General features: G+C 70.7%; 16 protein-coding genes. 8 read left to right on the forward strand and 8 right to left on the reverse strand.

Annotated features, from left to right (window positions below):
- Positions 1–37: 37 nt before the first annotated feature.
- The 3 genes from OHA68_RS29460 (at position 38) to OHA68_RS29470 (ending at position 4664) form a co-directional block, all read left to right on the forward strand.
- Positions 38–2977, forward strand: coding sequence for a bifunctional [glutamine synthetase] adenylyltransferase/[glutamine synthetase]-adenylyl-L-tyrosine phosphorylase (locus OHA68_RS29460; RefSeq protein WP_327103180.1), 2940 nt, complete (start codon positions 38–40; stop codon positions 2975–2977).
- Between the two features lie 72 nt (positions 2978–3049).
- Positions 3050–4081, forward strand: coding sequence for a hypothetical protein (locus tag OHA68_RS29465; RefSeq protein WP_327103181.1), 1032 nt, complete (start codon positions 3050–3052; stop codon positions 4079–4081).
- A 34-nt stretch (positions 4082–4115) separates the two neighbouring features.
- On the forward strand, positions 4116–4664 hold the full coding sequence (locus OHA68_RS29470; RefSeq protein ID WP_327103182.1) for a GNAT family N-acetyltransferase: 549 nt from the start codon (positions 4116–4118) through the stop codon (positions 4662–4664).
- On the opposite strand, the gene OHA68_RS29475 is transcribed toward OHA68_RS29470, so the two are convergent.
- On the reverse strand, positions 4622–5581 hold the full coding sequence (locus OHA68_RS29475) for an aminoglycoside phosphotransferase/kinase family protein (RefSeq protein WP_327103183.1): 960 nt from the start codon (positions 5579–5581) through the stop codon (positions 4622–4624). The genes OHA68_RS29470 and OHA68_RS29475 overlap by 43 nt on opposite strands.
- A 35-nt stretch (positions 5582–5616) precedes the next feature.
- Positions 5617–5955, reverse strand: a complete 339-nt coding sequence (locus tag OHA68_RS29480; RefSeq protein ID WP_327103184.1) for a hypothetical protein — start codon at positions 5953–5955, stop codon at positions 5617–5619.
- Positions 5956–6050: 95 nt separating this feature from the next.
- On the opposite strand from OHA68_RS29480, the gene OHA68_RS29485 reads away from it, so the two are divergent.
- Positions 6051–7286: a helix-turn-helix domain-containing protein gene (locus tag OHA68_RS29485; RefSeq protein WP_327103185.1), complete on the forward strand. Its 1236-nt coding sequence runs from the start codon at positions 6051–6053 to the stop codon at positions 7284–7286.
- 24 nt (positions 7287–7310) lie between these two features.
- Here OHA68_RS29485 and OHA68_RS29490 read toward each other — a convergent pair whose 3' ends face one another.
- Positions 7311–8483 (reverse strand): serine hydrolase domain-containing protein, encoded by a 1173-nt coding sequence (locus OHA68_RS29490; protein WP_327103186.1) that lies wholly within the window; start codon positions 8481–8483, stop codon positions 7311–7313.
- 326 nt (positions 8484–8809) lie between these two features.
- Here OHA68_RS29490 and OHA68_RS29495 point away from each other — a divergent pair, with 326 nt between their 5' ends.
- Positions 8810–9163 carry a hypothetical protein gene (locus tag OHA68_RS29495; protein WP_327103187.1) on the forward strand — a complete coding sequence of 118 codons (354 nt, stop codon included), beginning with the start codon at positions 8810–8812 and terminating at the stop codon, positions 9161–9163.
- Between the two features lie 289 nt (positions 9164–9452).
- Here OHA68_RS29495 and glnA read toward each other — a convergent pair whose 3' ends face one another.
- Positions 9453–10877: a type I glutamate--ammonia ligase gene (glnA, locus tag OHA68_RS29500; protein WP_327103188.1), complete on the reverse strand. Its 1425-nt coding sequence runs from the start codon at positions 10875–10877 to the stop codon at positions 9453–9455.
- A gap of 95 nt (positions 10878–10972) precedes the next feature.
- On the reverse strand, positions 10973–11260 hold the full coding sequence (locus OHA68_RS29505; RefSeq protein WP_327103189.1) for a hypothetical protein: 288 nt from the start codon (positions 11258–11260) through the stop codon (positions 10973–10975).
- Positions 11261–11348: 88 nt separating this feature from the next.
- Here OHA68_RS29505 and OHA68_RS29510 point away from each other — a divergent pair, with 88 nt between their 5' ends.
- Genes OHA68_RS29510 through OHA68_RS29520 form a run of 3 tightly spaced genes read left to right on the forward strand, consistent with a single transcriptional unit; the run spans position 11349 to position 13504 of the window.
- On the forward strand, positions 11349–11810 hold the full coding sequence (locus tag OHA68_RS29510) for an RDD family protein (protein ID WP_327103190.1): 462 nt from the start codon (positions 11349–11351) through the stop codon (positions 11808–11810).
- 60 nt (positions 11811–11870) lie between these two features.
- Positions 11871–12566, forward strand: coding sequence for a TetR/AcrR family transcriptional regulator (locus OHA68_RS29515; protein WP_327103191.1), 696 nt, complete (start codon positions 11871–11873; stop codon positions 12564–12566).
- The gene (locus OHA68_RS29520) at positions 12563–13504 is read left to right on the forward strand and encodes a hypothetical protein (RefSeq protein WP_327103192.1); all 942 of its coding nucleotides are present in this window, start codon (positions 12563–12565) and stop codon (positions 13502–13504) included. Before OHA68_RS29515 ends, OHA68_RS29520 begins: the two co-directional genes overlap by 4 nt.
- Here the strand turns inward: OHA68_RS29520 and OHA68_RS29525 are convergent.
- The 3 genes from OHA68_RS29525 to OHA68_RS29535 all read right to left on the reverse strand — a co-directional run bounded on the left by OHA68_RS29525 (position 13485) and on the right by OHA68_RS29535 (position 16071).
- Positions 13485–14249, reverse strand: coding sequence for a class I SAM-dependent methyltransferase (locus OHA68_RS29525; protein ID WP_327103193.1), 765 nt, complete (start codon positions 14247–14249; stop codon positions 13485–13487). The two genes, OHA68_RS29520 and OHA68_RS29525, sit on opposite strands and share 20 nt — an antisense overlap.
- 11 nt (positions 14250–14260) lie before the next feature.
- Positions 14261–14941 carry a DUF4191 domain-containing protein gene (locus tag OHA68_RS29530; protein ID WP_189143261.1) on the reverse strand — a complete coding sequence of 227 codons (681 nt, stop codon included), beginning with the start codon at positions 14939–14941 and terminating at the stop codon, positions 14261–14263.
- 221 nt (positions 14942–15162) lie between these two features.
- Positions 15163–16071 carry an alpha/beta fold hydrolase gene (locus tag OHA68_RS29535; RefSeq protein WP_327103194.1) on the reverse strand — a complete coding sequence of 303 codons (909 nt, stop codon included), beginning with the start codon at positions 16069–16071 and terminating at the stop codon, positions 15163–15165.
- Positions 16072–16075 lie beyond the last annotated feature (4 nt).

Raw genomic sequence — 16075 nt, forward strand, 5'->3', positions numbered from 1 at the left:
CGGGTGCCACGAGCCGGGGGGCTGACAAGATGGAGAGGTGCCCAGGATCGAGTCCACCGCAGCCCGCCTCGCCCGACTCGGATTCGCCGACGCGGCCGGCGCTGCCCGGCTGGTCGAGCAGGCGGGGGTCGACCTCGACGGCCTGCTCGAATCGCTGGTCGCGGTGCCCGATCCGGCGCTGGCGCTGACCTCGCTGACCCGGCTGGCCGAGCGGGAGCCCGCAGCCCTCGACCGGCTGCGCGCCGACGAGGGTCTCAGGGCGCGGGTGCTCGCCGTGCTCGGCGTGAGCGCCGCCCTGGGCGACCATCTCGTCCGCCATCCCGGCCAGCTGGAGCTGCTGGCCGTACCCACCCTGGTGGAGCACCGGGCGGCGCTGCTGCGCGCGGTCGGCGCCGAGCCGGACGCGGCCGAGCCGCGCGCGTCCGCCGCCGATCCGCTGGTCGCGCTGCGGGTCGCCTACCGGGGGCGGCTGGCGCACGTGGCCGCCCGTGACCTCACCGGGCAGGCCACGCTGCCCGAGGTCACCGCCGAGCTGTCCGACCTCGCGGGCGCGGCCCTGGAGGCGGCGCTGGCCATCGCGCGGGCGGAGGTGGACGACGACGAGGTACGCCTCGCGGTCGTCGGGATGGGCAAGTGCGGCGCCCGGGAGCTCAACTACATCAGCGACGTCGACGTGATCTTCGTGGCCGAGCCGCGCGACGGCGCGGACGAGACCAAGGCGCTGCGCGCCGCCACCCGGCTGGCCCAGGCCATGATGCGGGCCTGTACGGTCGCCACCCCCGAAGGGTCGCTGTGGGAGGTGGACGCCGGGCTGCGGCCCGAGGGCCGGTCCGGGCCGCTGGTGCGCACGCTGGCCAGCCACCTGGCCTACTACCGGCGCTGGGCCAAGACCTGGGAGTTCCAGGCGCTGCTCAAGGCCCGGCCGGTGGCGGGTGACCTGGAGCTGGGCGCCGCCTACGTCGAGGAGGTCAACGAGCTCGTCTGGTCGGCCGCCACCCGCGACAACTTCGTCGAGGACGTGCAGGCGATGCGCCGCCGGGTCGAGGCGCACGTACGGTCGGAGGGGGAGCGGCAGATCAAGCTGGGGCCCGGCGGGCTGCGCGACATCGAGTTCGCGGTGCAGCTGCTGCAGCTCGTGCACGGGCGGCTCGATCCGCTGCTGCGCCGCCGGGCGACGCTGCCCGCGCTGGCCGCCCTGTCCCGTGGCGGCTATGTCGCCCGGGACGACTCGCGTGGCCTGGCCGAGGCCTACTCCTTCCTGCGACAGGTCGAGCACCTGCTGCAACTGCACCGGATGCGCCGTACCCACGTGCTGCCCACCGACGCCGACGACCTGCGCAGGCTGGGCCGGGCGCTGGGCATGCAGGTGGATCCGGTGGGGGAGTTCACCACGCGGTGGCGGCGGCACGCGAACGAGGCGCGGCGGCTGCACGAGAAGCTGTTCTACCGGCCGCTGCTGCAGGCGGTGGCCCGGCTGCCCGACACCGAGGCCCGGCTGTCCACGGCGGCCGCCGCCGCCCGGCTGCGCGCGCTCGGCTACGTCGACCCGGACGGCGCGCTGCGGCACATCGCCGCCCTGTCCGCCGGGGTGTCCAGGCGCGCCTCCATCCAGCGGACCCTGCTGCCGGTCATGCTCGGCTGGTTCGCCGACACGCCGGACCCGGACGCGGGGCTGCTCGGTTTCCGCCAGGTCAGCGACAAGCTCGGCGCCACGCCGTGGTATCTCCGGCTGCTGCGCGACGAGACCGCGGTGGCGGCGCGGATGGCCCGCGTGCTGGGCACCAGCCGGTACGCCACCGGGCTGCTCACCAACGCACCGGAGGCCGTCGGGCTGCTGGGCAGTGACCAGGAGCTGGCCGTACGGTCGCCGGAGGCCCTGTTCGGCGAGGCGTCGGCCGCGGTGTCCCGGCATGGCGACGACACCGAGACGGCGGTGGCCGCGGTACGGGCGCTGCGGCGGCGGGAGCTGTTCCGGATCGCCGTAGCCGATATTTCCGGACTTATCGACATAGAGCGGGTCGGGGTGGCCCTGTCGTCGCTCAACGACGTGACGATCCAGGCCGCGCTCGACGCCGCCATCGGCAAGGTCTCGGCCGAACGCCGCGGGCCCCTGCCCACCCGGTTCGCGGTCATCGCCATGGGCCGGCTGGGCGGCATGGAGTCCTCCTACGCCAGCGACGCCGACGTCATGTTCGTGCACCACCCGCTGCCGGACGCGGCCGAGCGCGACGCCTCCGACGCGGCCTTCGCCGTCGCCAACGAGCTGCGCCGGCTGCTGGCCCTGCCCGCCCCCGACCCGCCGCTGCTCATCGACCCCGACCTGCGCCCCGAGGGCAGACAGGGCCCGCTGGTGCGCACCCTGGCCTCCTACCGCGCCTACTACGCCCGCTGGTCCTCGCCGTGGGAGGCGCAGGCCCTGCTCCGCGCCCGTTTCTCCGCCGGGGACGCCGAGCTCGGCGCGGCCTTCCTCGCCGGGATCGACGAGCTGCGCTACCCGGCCGGCGGCGTCACCGACGGCGCCCTGCGCGAGATCAGGCGGCTCAAGGCGCGCATGGAGGCCGAACGGCTGCCTCGCGGCGCCGACCCCGCGCTGCACACCAAGCTCGGCCCCGGCGGGCTGTCGGACGTCGAGTGGGTGGCCCAGCTCCTGCAGCTCCGCCACGCCGGCACGACGCCCTCCCTGCGCACCACCCGCACCCTGGAGGCGCTGCGCGCCGCCACCGCCCACGAGCTGCTCGACGCCGGCGACGCCGACGAGCTGTCCCGGGCCTGGCGCTTCGCCTCCCGGATCAGGGACGCGATCATGCTGGTCAAGGGGCGGCCGGGGGACAGCGTGCCCGCCGACACCCGCGAACGCCGCCTGATCGCGCAGACCCTCGGCTACCCGCCCGACGGCTCGGAGGACTTCCGCGACGACTACCGCCGCGTCACCCGCCGCGCCCGGCACGTCGTGGACCGCGTCTTCTACGGTGCCTGACTTGTAGGAAATGTCACCGATCGGCTGCGCAGGGTGCTCTTGGGGGTGTATCAAGGCGCGGGGTGATCACACTTGTTATCCACGTACATCGATCTCGCGCTCGGCCTGATCCTGCTGTTCCTGCTGCTGTCGCTGCTGGTCAGCGGCCTGAACGAGGCTGTCGTGCGGATGCTGTCCATCCGCAGCAAGTTCCTGTGGGCCTACCTGCGCGACACGCTCGACGGCAGCGACGCGCAGGGGAAGTCATGGCTGCCGTCGAGGATCCGCGAGGTGTTCGGCTCGCTGCCGTTCCTGCGCGACCCGCGCCCGGCGCACGACTCCCGGCCCGCGCCCAGCGAGTCGCCCGAGATGCCGGCGCAGGAGGACAAGGCCCAGGACGCGATGACGGTCCTGCTGTACGAGCGGGTGCGGGAGATCGACCACCCGAAGCGGGGCCGTACCAGCATCGCCGACCTGCCGCCCGAGAGGTTCTCCGTCGCCATGATGGAGATGGCCGCCCGCGAGCCCGGCGGCGTCGAAGGCTTGCTGGAGAAGCTCAAAGCCATGAACAGCCCCCTGTACGGCCACCTCAAGGGCGTGTGGGAGACGGCGCAGCGCGACCTGGACCGGTTCCGGCAGGGCGTCGAGGGGTGGTTCGACAGCGAGATGCAGCGGCTGTCGATGCTCTACCGGCGCTACGTCAAGTGGGTGGTCGCGGCCCTGGCGCTCGCGGTGACGCTGCTGTTCACCATGGACGGGCTCGAATACACCAAGACGCTGCTGCGGGACAACGGCTTCCGCGCCTCGGTCACCGCCGTCGCCTCCGCTCCGGGTGCGTACGACGAGCTCAAGGCGCGCTGCGCGCAGGCCGACCCCGTGCCGTGCATCACCGAGACGCTCAGCCAGCCCGCCCTGCTCACGATGCTCGACCAGGGAATCGTCCGCATCGCCCTGCCCGCGGAAGGCGACCCGTCGATCACCTGGAACGGCGGCGCCTGGTGGGACCGGCTCACCACGCCGAGCCACTGGCCCGGCTTCCTGCTCACGTACGTGGCCCTGCTGTTCGGCGCCCCCTTCTGGTGGGACCTGTTCCGCCGCCTCACCGGCATCCGCTCCCGCCGGTAGCCCGTACGGCGGTCGATCCGTTAGCGTGCCTCGGATGGACACCGATCGGTTGATCATGCGCAGGTGGCGGGAGAGCGACCGGGAGCCGTTCGCGGCGATGAACGCCGACCCTGAGGTGATGGAGCACTTCCCCAGCCCGCTGACCAGGGCGGAGAGCGACGCGTTCGTCGACAAGATCGAGTGGGGCTTCGGCGAGTACGGCTTCAGCCTGTGGGCGCTGGAGGTGCGTGAGACCGGCGCCTTCATCGGGTTCGCCGGCTTGATCCTGCAGACGTTCGAGGCGCCGTTCACACCGGCGGTGGAGGTCGGCTGGCGCCTGGCCCGGCACGCCTGGGGGCACGGCTACGCGAGCGAGGCCGGCGCGCGGGCTCTGGAGTACGGCTTCACCGAGGCCGGCCTGGAGGAGATCGTCTCCATGACCGCCGTGGGCAACGTCCGCTCCCGCGCGGTGATGGAACGCCTGGGCATGACCCGCGACCCCGCCGACGACTTCGCCCACTCCCGCCTCCCCGAAGCCCACCCCCTCCGCCCCCACGTCCTCTACCGCCTCAGGCGCGACCGCTTTTCGACGCCGCTCCGGTAGACCAGCCAGGAGCGGCCCACCTCGGCGGCGCGGGTCCGGGCCGCCCGCGTCTCCTCCGGGCCGTGCATCGCCTGGTGCATCCGAAGCAGGGTCCACAGCGCGGCCAGCGCCGCCACCGCGTCAGGCCGCGCGGCACGCCAGGCGGGCACCCCGGACAGCAAGAGGTCCGCTTGGGCCGGACTGTGTCCGGCCGCGACGAGGCGAGGCGCGAACAGGGCGCAGTCGATCCACGCGGCCCCTCGTACGGCGAATGACCAGTTCAGGACGTGCACCCGACCTGCGGAGATGAGCAGATCGCCCGCGTTCAGGTCATAATGCAGCATCGTGTCGCCCCGCAGTCGCTCCAGGGAGAAACCTCTCAGCGCCGCCTCGAACAGGTCCCTGTCGGCGAGCCGGCCGGTGTCGAGGAGGTGGCGGCCCTTCGCCTGGAGCGCTTCCATGTTGAACGTGACGGGCAGCGCGCCGTTCGGGCCGGGCGTCAGCAGCCTGCCCAGCAGGTCCAGCGTGGCCAGCACGGCGGGCAGGTCCGGCGAGCCGGGCGACAGGTCCACCCGACGAGCGTCTACATACTCGAACAGCATCATGTGCCAGCCGTCGGCCGAGCCGCGCCACAGCATGCGCGGCGCGGGTACCTCTTCGGGCAGCGCCCGGTTCGCCCACTCCTCCCTTAGGTGCAGGGTCGCGGCGCCGCTGATGGACGGAGTCGCCTTGACGAACACGCTGCCGGTCTCGGTGTACAGGCGAGCGGCGACCCCCGGCCTGCCGCTGGCCGCCGTCTCGGCCTTGAGCACCGGGCCACACCGCTCCTGTACGGCGTCGCGGATGCTCTCGGGGAGATCTTCCCAGCTCGGACGGGTCATCGCCGGGCTTCCCTTCGGTGTCGGGTCCTCCGTGTATCCGGAGTAGAGCGTGATCACATGCACTCCTTTCGGTGGTGGCATCACCCGGCGCCTCACTCACCGCCGCGCTCGAACACGATCCCGCTCGTGTCCTCGTCGCGGCGGGCTCGTACCACGACGCAGCCATGGACATAGCTCGGACGCCGAGCTGTCATATTCACCTGCGCGCATTGGATGATCCCTTTCACAGGGCCATGGGGCATCGCTTCCATCGCAGCTGTGAGCCGCTGCATTGCGGTGGTGGGAGCATCTGTTACACCGGCAGCGCCACAACCGTCACCGGCCACGCCCCATGTGAACAGGATCTTGTACCCGGGAATACCGACGTCTCTTGGTTCGCTCACGGATACAACCTCCGAGGTGTTGTCAGAGCTTCCGAAGACTTCACTCACCGCACTCGTACGGTTACCGTGAAGCATGTTCCTCGCGTACGTAGACAGACGAGGGGTTGCCTGATCGGGGCAACAGGCAACGGGAAGAGGCAACCGTGGGCTTCGGTGAGCACCTGCGACACTGGCGCGAACGGCGTGAGGTGTCCCTGTCCGGGCTCGCCCAGGCCACCCACTACTCCAAGGGTTACCTGAGTCGGGTGGAGCGGCGGCAACGCAGCCCTGACCGGCTGCTGGCCGAAATCGCCGACGATGCTCTGGGCGCTGACGGGCAGCTCATCGACGCCTGGGTGAACGAATTCGAAGTCGAGCCTATGCTTAGGCGGAATGCAGGAGGTGGGCCTACGAAGCGGCGCACGTTCCTCAAGAGTGCGAGCACCGCGCTGGTCGCGGGCGGGTTGGTAGAGGCCGACCCGTACAACCACGCGGTCGCGCGGCTTCGTGACGCTCTCGTGCCGGACATACCCGTCGAGGTCCCGGGCATGTCCCTGCCGCTGTTCTCCCGCGCTGTCACCAAGGCGCGCCGGGACTTCACCGCGGCACGGTACGCGGGCTTGGCCGATGACTTGGCAGGGTTGGTCCCTGTTGCCCGTACGGCCTGCGATCCGGCCGGGCACGCGCTGGCCGCACAGGTCTACCACCTGGCCGCCCGCACGCTCATCAAGCTGTCCGCGCCGCCGTACGCGTGGGTGGCCGCCCACCAGGCGGAGCAGTCCGCCGTGGCGAGTGGTGATCTGTGCGCCATCGCCGACGCCCGGCGGGATTTGGTCAGCTTGTTCCACCGCGCCGCCGACTACGGCAAGGCCCGCGACTTGGCCGCCCGCGCCGCCGACACGCTGAGGCCCGAACTGCCCGGCGCGGGGCCGGCGGCGTGGGGCGCGTATGGGGCGCTCATGTCCACCGGGGCCATCGCCGCAGCCCGGCTGGAAGACCGGGCGAGCGCCCTTTCCATGCTGGAGGAGGCCGAGGTGGCGGCGAGCCGGGCGCCCAAGCTGGTGCTGTCGGCCGGACACGTGGTGACATACCGGATCGGGGTGTCCATCATTCTCGGCGATGCGGGGACGGCCATCGATCATGCCCGGCGGATCGCGCCTGACGAGATCCCGACCGTGGAGCGCCGGGCGGGCTACTACACCGGGGTCGCTGAGGCGTACACGCTGTGGGGGAAGACCGATCGCGCGGTGCGGGCGCTGCTCATCGCCGAGAAGATCGCGCCCGCCGAGGTACGCCGGTCGAACGCGCGGCGGGTCATCGAGGACCTGCTGCACCGCGACCCGCATGCGAACCTGTCCGGCCTGCGAGCGCTGGCCAGGCGCGCCTCGGTGACCTTGTAACGATGCTCAACGCGCGAGAAGCGGTCAGGAGCACAGGGCGGTGTCGAGGGCCTTGTTGACCTTGTCGGCTGCCGGCTGGGTGGTGGGCAGGGCGGTGACGGCGATGGTGGCGGCGCGGCCGTCCTTCGTGATGCCGGTACGGGTCTCGTAGCCGTCGATGTCGCCGCCGTGGCCGTAGGCGTAGCCGCCACAGCTCAGCTTGATCTTGAGGAGTCCGAGGCCGTACGTCCAGCCGGCGGGGAAGCCGGGGGCCTTCATGGTGTCCTTCATCTGCTTGAGCTGCGCCGGCTTGAGCAGCTTGCCGTCCATCAGCGCGACCAGGAACCGGTTGAGGTCGCTGGGGGTGCCGACGAGCTGGCCGGCGGCCCAGCCCCAGGACGGGTCGAGCCTGGTGACGTCCGCCAGGGACTTGGCGGCCTGCTTTCCGGGCTTCTTGGGGGCGTACCCGCTGGGGTGCGCCCCGCGGATGCCCTGCTCGCCGATGCCGGGCCAGTAGGTGCCCCGCAGTCCGGCCGGCTTGATGATCCGCTCGGTGATCTCCTCGCCGATCGGCCGCCCGGTCACCTGCTGTACGAGCAGGCCGAGCGCTACATAGCCGGTGTTGCTGTACGCCCAGCCCTTGCCGGGGGCGAAGTCCGGCTTGTGCGCCAGCCCGGTGTTGAGCAGCGCGTGCGGCTCGGAGTACGTGTGCTGGACCTTGAAGATCGACGGCATGTTGGCGGTGTAGCTGTGCAGGCCGCTGGTGTGCTGGAGCAGTTGCCGGGTGGTGATCTTACGGCCGTCGTTGCCCTTGCCTCGGATCACCTTGGGCAGGTACTTCTCGACGGGCGCGTCCAGCTTGATCTTTCCCTCGGCGGCCAGCTGCAGCACGACCACGGCGGTGAACATCTTGGTGTTGCTGGCGATGCGCACCTGCCCGTCGACGGGGACCTCCGCCTTCGTCTTCAGGTCGCCCACCCCGGCGGTGTAGTTGCGGACCTGCCCGTTCGCGTCGCGCACCGACGCCAGGGCGCCGGGGAGCTCGCCGCTGCGGACCACCTTGTCCAGGCTGGTCTGTACGGCGTCGCTCTGCCGCACGGTGCCGGCGCTCGCCGGCCCGGCGAGACCCACGCCGCCGAGTACGGCGACGGCCAGGGCGGCCAGCGCCGGCCGGCCGCGACGGCTGCCGGACGGGGACTTGACGGTGTGGTTCGACATGGGGGGCTCCCTGCTCGATGACTCGTTAAGCGATGTCACCAGCATGTCGGCGGGCCGTCTGATGATCGATCCCGCGCACTGGAGAGCGGCGGTACAGCCAGCGCTACCTTCTCCGTGCCGCTCGGAGCTCGCGTCCCTCATGCGATCGACAAGACGACCTCGGATGGGACGGGCCTCGATACATGAAGATCGGCGAGTGCTGCCGTACAAGGAAGCCGATCCACGAGCGCCATATCTTCGTCACTCTCTGTTGTCATTCAATTACGTAGAGTGTTTATTGGAATTGTCTGCCGGTGCAGACATTCCCGCACAGCAAAGGAGCCCCCATGACGACTCTCCTCGGCAGGACCGCAGTGCTGCTGGCCATGGCGACGGCCGCCGTCGGCCTGGCCGTGCCCGCTGCCGCCGTCACCACCACGGCCGCCCAGGTGCCCTGCCCCAGGGCCATCGGGCTGGTCTGCGGCCAGACCGCTGAGGGCGAGCTAAGGGTCATCACCAGGGACGAGCACATCATCCTCCCGCCCATCGTCCGGGCGCTGAACCAGACCCCCGGCCCCTGGTGCTTCTTCTCGGCGCCAGGCTTCAACGGCGACCGCCGCGAAGTCGCGCCGTGGGAGACCGTCGAGGACTTCGGCTTCGAGGTCCTCTCCGCCCGCCACGGCGCGTGCACCTGGTCATGAGCTTCGGCTCCTGACCTGACCTCCGGCCGTTGAGGCCAGGCCGCCGGCCCCGACATGAGGGTCCGGCGGCGCTTCACGTTCAGGCACCGCCGGGCTCCAGGCATCAGTGAGACGGCGCCGAGAATGGGAGGCGCCGCCAAGTACGGAACGGCCCGGCATCGATAACGAAGCCGGGCCGCTCTGTTCTGTCAGGGGACGAGAAGGGACGGAGAAGGCGAGCAACGACTAGAAGGCTCATCCAGCCCAACGCCCGTTCCGGGGAAGGTCGCCGAGCTGGAGGGCCCCGCCGTCACACGTCGTAGTAGAGCTCGAACTCGTGCGGGTGCGGGCGCAGCCGGATCGGGTCGACCTCGTTCTCGCGCTTGTAAGCGACCCACGTCTCGATCAGGTCCGGCGTGAAGACGCCGCCCTCAAGGAGGTAGTCGTGGTCCGCCTCCAGCGCGTCGAGCACCTCGGTCAGCGAGCCGGGCACCTGCGGGACCTGGCGGGCCTCCTCGGGCGGGAGCTCGTAGAGGTCCTTGTCCATCGGCTCCGGCGGCTCGATCTTGTTGCGGATGCCGTCGATGCCCGCCATCAGCATGGCCGAGAACGCGAAGTACGGGTTGCAGGACGGGTCCGGCACCCGGAACTCGATGCGCTTGGCCTTCGGGTTGGAGCCGGTGATCGGGATGCGGACGCACGCCGAGCGGTTGCGCTGGGAGTAGACCAGGTTGACCGGCGCCTCGTAGCCCGGCACCAGGCGGTGGTAGCTGTTGACCGTCGGGTTGGTGAACGCCAGCAGCGACGGCGCGTGCCTGAGCAGGCCGCCGATGTAGTAGCGGGCCGTGTCGGACAGACCGGCGTAGCCGACCTCGTCGTAGAACAGCGGCGAGCCGTCCTTCCACAGCGACTGGTGGCAGTGCATGCCGGACCCGTTGTCGCCGAAGATCGGCTTGGGCATGAACGTGACCGTGTGGCCGTACTCAAGGGCGGTGCTCTTGATGACGTACTTGTAGAGCATCAGGTTGTCGGCCGTCTTGAGCAGCGTGCCGAACCGGAAGTCGATCTCCGCCTGGCCCGCCGTGCCGACCTCGTGGTGCTGCATCTCGACGTCGATGCCGCACTCGATGAGGTTGCGGACCATCTCCGAGCGCAGGTCGGTGAAGTGGTCCATCGGCGGCACCGGGAAGTAGCCGCCCTTGTAGCGCGGCTTGTAGCCGAGGTTGCCGCCTTCGGTGGCCTTGCCGGTGTTCCAGGCGCCTTCGATGGAGTCGATGTAGTAGTAGCCGGCGTTCTCGCGCGTCTCGAAGCGGACGTCGTCGAAGATGTAGAACTCGGCCTCCGGGCCGAAGTAGACCGTGTCGGCGATGCCGGTGCCGCGGAGGTATTCCTCCGCCTTGCGGGCGACGTTACGCGGGTCGCGGCTGTAGGCCTCGCCGGTCAGCGGGTCGTGCACGAAGAAGTTGATGTTGAGCGTCTTGTGCTGGCGGAACGGGTCCAGCACCGCGCTCGACGGGTCCGGCAGGAGCAGCATGTCGGACTCGTGGATGGCCTGGAAGCCGCGGATCGACGAGCCATCGAACATGAGGCCGTCGGTGAAGACATTGGCGGCGAAGTTCTCAACCGGAAAAGTGAAGTGGTGCGTCGTTCCCGGCAGGTCGGTGAACCTGACATCGACGAACTGCACTCCTTCGTCTCTGATGAACTTCAGGACGTCGTCGGCGGAGCTGAACACTCTCGAACCTCCCTGGGAACGGGCTATCAGCCCGACCGTACGGCGCGGCCGTTTCCATACGGTGTCTCGATTGTTTCGCACGTGTTACGCGGTGCTCAGGTCGGCTGCGTTCCTGCCGGTACGCGGAAGGCCGGGGGCGCGCTGTCCTGCGGCGTGGCCTGATCGGGAGTGAGCAGCTCAGGGCGGAAGACGAGCACCAGTCCCGCCGCGGTGATCACTGCCAGTACGGCCGCCGCCGCGAACCAGGCGCGCGAGATCCGGCGGCCGGACCCCGAGGAACGGGCCGCCTTGCCCGCGGCCGCTCGCATGCTGCGCCGCTCGTCCTCGCTGATCTGCGCCACCAACTCGTGGAAGCGCGCATCCAGGTCGTCCCCATACGGCATGGCGTACATGATGGGCCTGAAGCGGCCCACTTTGAAGCGCGGTTGGGTCACGATCCCGACCGCCTGCCCTGCCGGATACCGTTGAGCCATGAGCAGGAACGAGCCGCGCTGGACGCAGACCTGGCTGGGCGGGATGCGATCCGCCGGCGTCGACCTTGGATATCCGGGCCAGCGCCTGGGGTTGCCCCAGGAAGGCAGTGGGTCGATCGCCGGCTGGGGGCGCAGGATCGGCGCGCTGGTCATCGACTGGATGATCTGCACGTGGGCGATCACGCAACTGCTGCTCAGGACCAACCCGGCCGAGTCGCCGTGGATCCCGGTCCTGGTCTTCGCCGTGCAATATCTCGTGCTCGTCGCCGTCATGGGCCAGACCTTCGGGCATCGGCTGGCCGGGATCAGGGTCGCGGCGATGGACGGCGGGGATCCGCGCTGGCTGCCGGTGCTGGTGCGCACCGTGCTCCTCGCCCTCGCCGTCCCGGCGCTCATCTTCGACCGCGACCACCGCGGCCTGCACGACCGGGTCTCCAACACCATGGTCGTCCGTATGTGATCTCCATCAGAAAACCGTACCGGGTTTATTTTTGTACTCGGTATGGTTTATGCTGCCGTCATGATGTCAGGGCTCAGGCAGCGTAAGAAGGAGCAGACGCGGCTGCGCATCGCCGAGGTGGCGTTGCGGCTGTTCGGTGAGCGTGGGTACGACGCGGTGACGGTCAACGAGATCGCCGAGGCCGCGGGCGTCGCCAAGGTGACGCTGTTCAGCTACTACCCGACCAAGGACTGCCTGGTCCTCGACGGGATCCAGGACGACCCCGCCGGGATCGTCGCGGCACGGCGGCCGGGGCAGTCGCCCCTCGACGCGCTGCGCGAGCACTACCGCGCGGTCGCGGCCCGGGGGGCCGACGGCGTCGACGTCCAGCGGCTGCTGACCCAGGTCCGGGTGGTCTCCGAGACCCCGGCCCTCATGGCGGGCGTCTACCAGGCCCACATGGGCCAACGCTACGAACTGGCCGCCGCACTGGAGGCCGCCTCCAGACAGGCCTCCGAGGGTGGCGCCCCGAACGACCCGAAGGGTGCCTCCCCGGAGGGCGTCGATTCGGAGGGTGGCGAGGTGGGTGAGTTGGCGGCGCGGATCATGGCCGGTCAGATCACCGCGACGCTCACCACCGTCCAGGAGGCGTTCTTTCACCGTCTGGCCGCCGGGATGCCCCTGGAGGAGGCGGGCCGCCACCGGACGGCCGACGTCGAACTCGCCTTCAACCTCCTCGAAAACGGCTTCAAGCCGAAAAATGGAGATAAATCGTGAAAAAAGGGATCAACTACGACACCGGCTTCCTCCCCGAGCCGGACCGCAGCCGTAAAGTCTTCGACGCCGAAACAGTCCGCCACGAGATGCGAGTGATCGCCGACGACCTGCACTGCCAGGTCGTCCGCGTCTCCGGCGCCGACCCCGCCCGCCTGTCCGTCGCCGCCGAGCAGGCGGCCGCCGCCGGTCTGGAGGTCTGGTTCGCACCGTTCCCCGTCGACCTCCACCCCCAGGACACACTCGACCTGTACGCCGAGTCGGCCCGCCGAGCCGAGGCCCTGCGCGCGAGCGGCGCCGAAGTGGTCCTGGTCGCCGGCTGCGAGACCAGCGCCTTCTGCCACGGCTTCCTCCCCGGCGCCACGTACGGCGAGCGCATGCAGGTCATGGCCACGGCGGACGCCGACTGGTGGCAGACCACGATCCCCCAGGTCATGCCCACCCTCGACACCCACCTCGCGAAGACGGCCGAGACGGTCAGGCCCCTGTTCCACGGCAGGCTCACCTACGCCGCCGGCCCCTGGGAGTTCATCGACTGGACCCCGTTCGACCTCGTAGCCGTGGACGCCTACCGCGCCGCCTACAACGCCGGCCACTTCCGCGAGGAACTGCGCGCCCACTTCCAGCACGGCAAGCCCGTCGCCGTCACCGAGTTCGGCACCTGCCCCTACCGGGGCGCGGCCGAGCGGGGCGGCTCGGCCTGGCTGGTGCCCGCCGACGCGGTCCCCGACGAGGGCGAGCAGGTCCGCTATCTGGAGGAGCTGATCGACCTTTTCGAGGAGGAGGGCGTCGAGACGGCCTTGTGGTTCACCTTCGCGGGCTACACCCGCCTCGGCGCCGCCGACCTGGGCTCCTACGGCGTCGTCAGGATGCTGGACGAGACCCGCTGGGAGCCCAGGGAGGTCTTCGGCGCGATGGCCGCTAGGTATTCGCGCAGGTGAAGATGGCGGTGCCCGGCAGGTGCCTGCCGCGCAACGGACTCCAGCCGCCCCACACCCGCTCGTGCCCCTGCGGCCACTCGGGCTCCAGCAGGCCGGTGACGGTCAGCCCGGAGGCGACGACCAGACCCACCCAGTCGCCCATCGTGCGATGGTGCTCGACGTAGGTGGGCGTACCGTCCTCGTCACGTTCGACGTAGGGGGTGCGGTCGAAGTAGGACCGGTCGGAGGTCAGCCCGCGCGGCCCCGGATCGTCCGGGAACGCCCACCGGATCGGGTGGCTGACCGAGAACACGAACCGGCCGCCCGGCCTGAGCACCCGGCGCACCTCCCGGAAGACCGCCGCCGGGTCGGCCACGAACGGCAGCGCGCCGAACGCCGAACAGACCAGGTCGAAGGCGTCGCCGGCGAACGGCAGCACCTCGGCGTCGGCCTGCACCACGGGAACGCGCACGCCGCTGTCCAGGTCGATGCGCCGGGCGTGCAGCAACTGCCGGTGCGACAGGTCGAAGGCCGCGACCTCGGCGCCCTGGGCGACCAGCCAGCGCGCGCACTGGGCCGCCCCGCAGCCGATCTCCAGGACGCGCCGCCCGCGCACCTCGCCGAGCAGGCGGGCGTCGGCCTCGTCCACGCCCTCCGGGCACCAGACGAAGCCGGCGTCCCGCAGGAAGTCGCCGTGCTCCACCTGGTAGTCGTCGGCGTTGCCGTCCCACCAGCCGCGGTTGGCCCGCGAGGACGTGGACGTCACGGGGGAGGGCACTAGCGCATCTTGGGGCCGCGCGGCATCCGCACACCCTTGGGCATCGGCCCCTTGGGCATCGGCATGTTCTTCGGCAGGGACCGCAGCCGGTCCTTGACCTCGTTGATGGCGGGCTTCTTCAGGTTGCGCGGCAGCTTCATGATGTGCCGCTGCAGCTTGGCCAGCGGCACCTGACCCTCGCCGTCACCGCACTGGATGTCGTAGATCTCGATGCCCAGCACCACCCGCGCGACCCGCTTCTTCTCGGCCGCCAGCATCTTCGCCACCCGGTTGCCGGGCCCTTCCGACACCAGCACGACCCCCGGGTGGCCGATCACCAGGTGGATCAGGTCCTGGTCACGGTTGACCGCCATGGCGGGGGTCACCTGCCAGTTGCCGCGCATGCCCTGCAGCACCGCCGCCGCGGCGCCCGTCTGGCCGTGCAGGATCGAATACTGGGCCCGCTGCGCGAGCTGCCCGAACACGACGAGGCCGACCGTGAAGGCCGCCAGGATGCCCAGGAACACGGAATACCACAGATAGTCCGTGACCAGACCGATCACGACGATCACAGCCAGCGTGCCGACCGCCGAAAGGAAGACGATCGGCATTCCCTTGGGATTGGCCTGCTTGATGATCTTCGCGATCATACGGAGCTGCTTGATGCGCCCCGGCTTCTCTGGATCCTCGGACTTCGCCATGGAAGGAAGGATACAAACGAACCGGACAGGTGCGAGAACGCGGTGGCCGGATCTTCCGCGTTGAGACGCGTTCGAAACGCCTTTTCGGGTACGGACACCGCACGCGTCATGGCTCAGCGGCGGCGCCCGTCCCTTTTGTCAGACCTTGACCGTCAGAATCACCCGGAAGCCGCCAGGTTGGAGCGAGCCGGATCACCCGGAAGCCGCCAGGTGGGGCCCGGTCACCCGGTGACGAAGAACTCCAGCAACTCCGGCACCAGCGCCCCGGCGGCCACACCGTGCGCCTGGCCTTCCAGGACGCGATGCGCCGCCCGGGGGAGGGCCGCGGCGACGGCCCGGCCCGCCGCGGCCATCCACGCCGGGCTGAGCTCGCCGTTCAGCACCAGCGCGGGCCGGTCGATGGCGGCGAGCCGCCGCGAGGGCAACGCGCTGCCCGGCCCCATGACGGCGGCCTCGTAGGCCAGCGTGTGCGCCAGCGCCTCCAGCTCCGCCCAGGAGGGCGACGCGCGCATGTCCGCGACCAGCTCGGCGGGCACCTGCGCCGCCGCCACCATGAACAGCTCCACGGCCGCCCCCCGCCGCCCCTCACGCACCAACCGCGCCAGTCGCGCACCGAAGCCACCCGGCGCACCGAAGTCGCCCGCGCAGTCGCCCGACCGTCCGGACGCGTCGGCGCAGTCGCCCGACAGGCTGGACGCGGCGGCACCCGACCGTCCGGACGCGTAGGGGCTGTCATCCGGTAGGTCGGGGGCGTCCGGGGTGACGTGGTAAGGCGGTTCCCATACCGCCAGCTTGACGACCTCGGGCAACCGCGCGGCCGCCTCCAGCGCCAGCGCGCCGCCGGAGGACCCGCCGAAGACCATGGCAGCGCCGCCCGCGGCCGCCATGACCGCGGCCAGGTCCTCGATCTCCCGCTCCATCGCGTACGGCGCGGTGTCGCCGCTGGCGCCCCGGCCCCGCCGGTCGTAGTCGAACACGGTGAACCACGGCGCCAGCCCGGTCGCCACACCGGTGAGCGTGGGGTGCCCCCGGCCGGTGAAGGCCCCGTGCACCAGGACGAGCGCCGGCCCGGAACCGTGCCGGTCGAAGACGATGGGGGTCCCGTCGGCGGAGATCGCCGTCCCGGTCACCGGA

It is taken from the genome of Nonomuraea glycinis, assembly GCF_035920485.1.
GTDB classification, from domain to species: domain Bacteria; phylum Actinomycetota; class Actinomycetes; order Streptosporangiales; family Streptosporangiaceae; genus Nonomuraea; species Nonomuraea glycinis.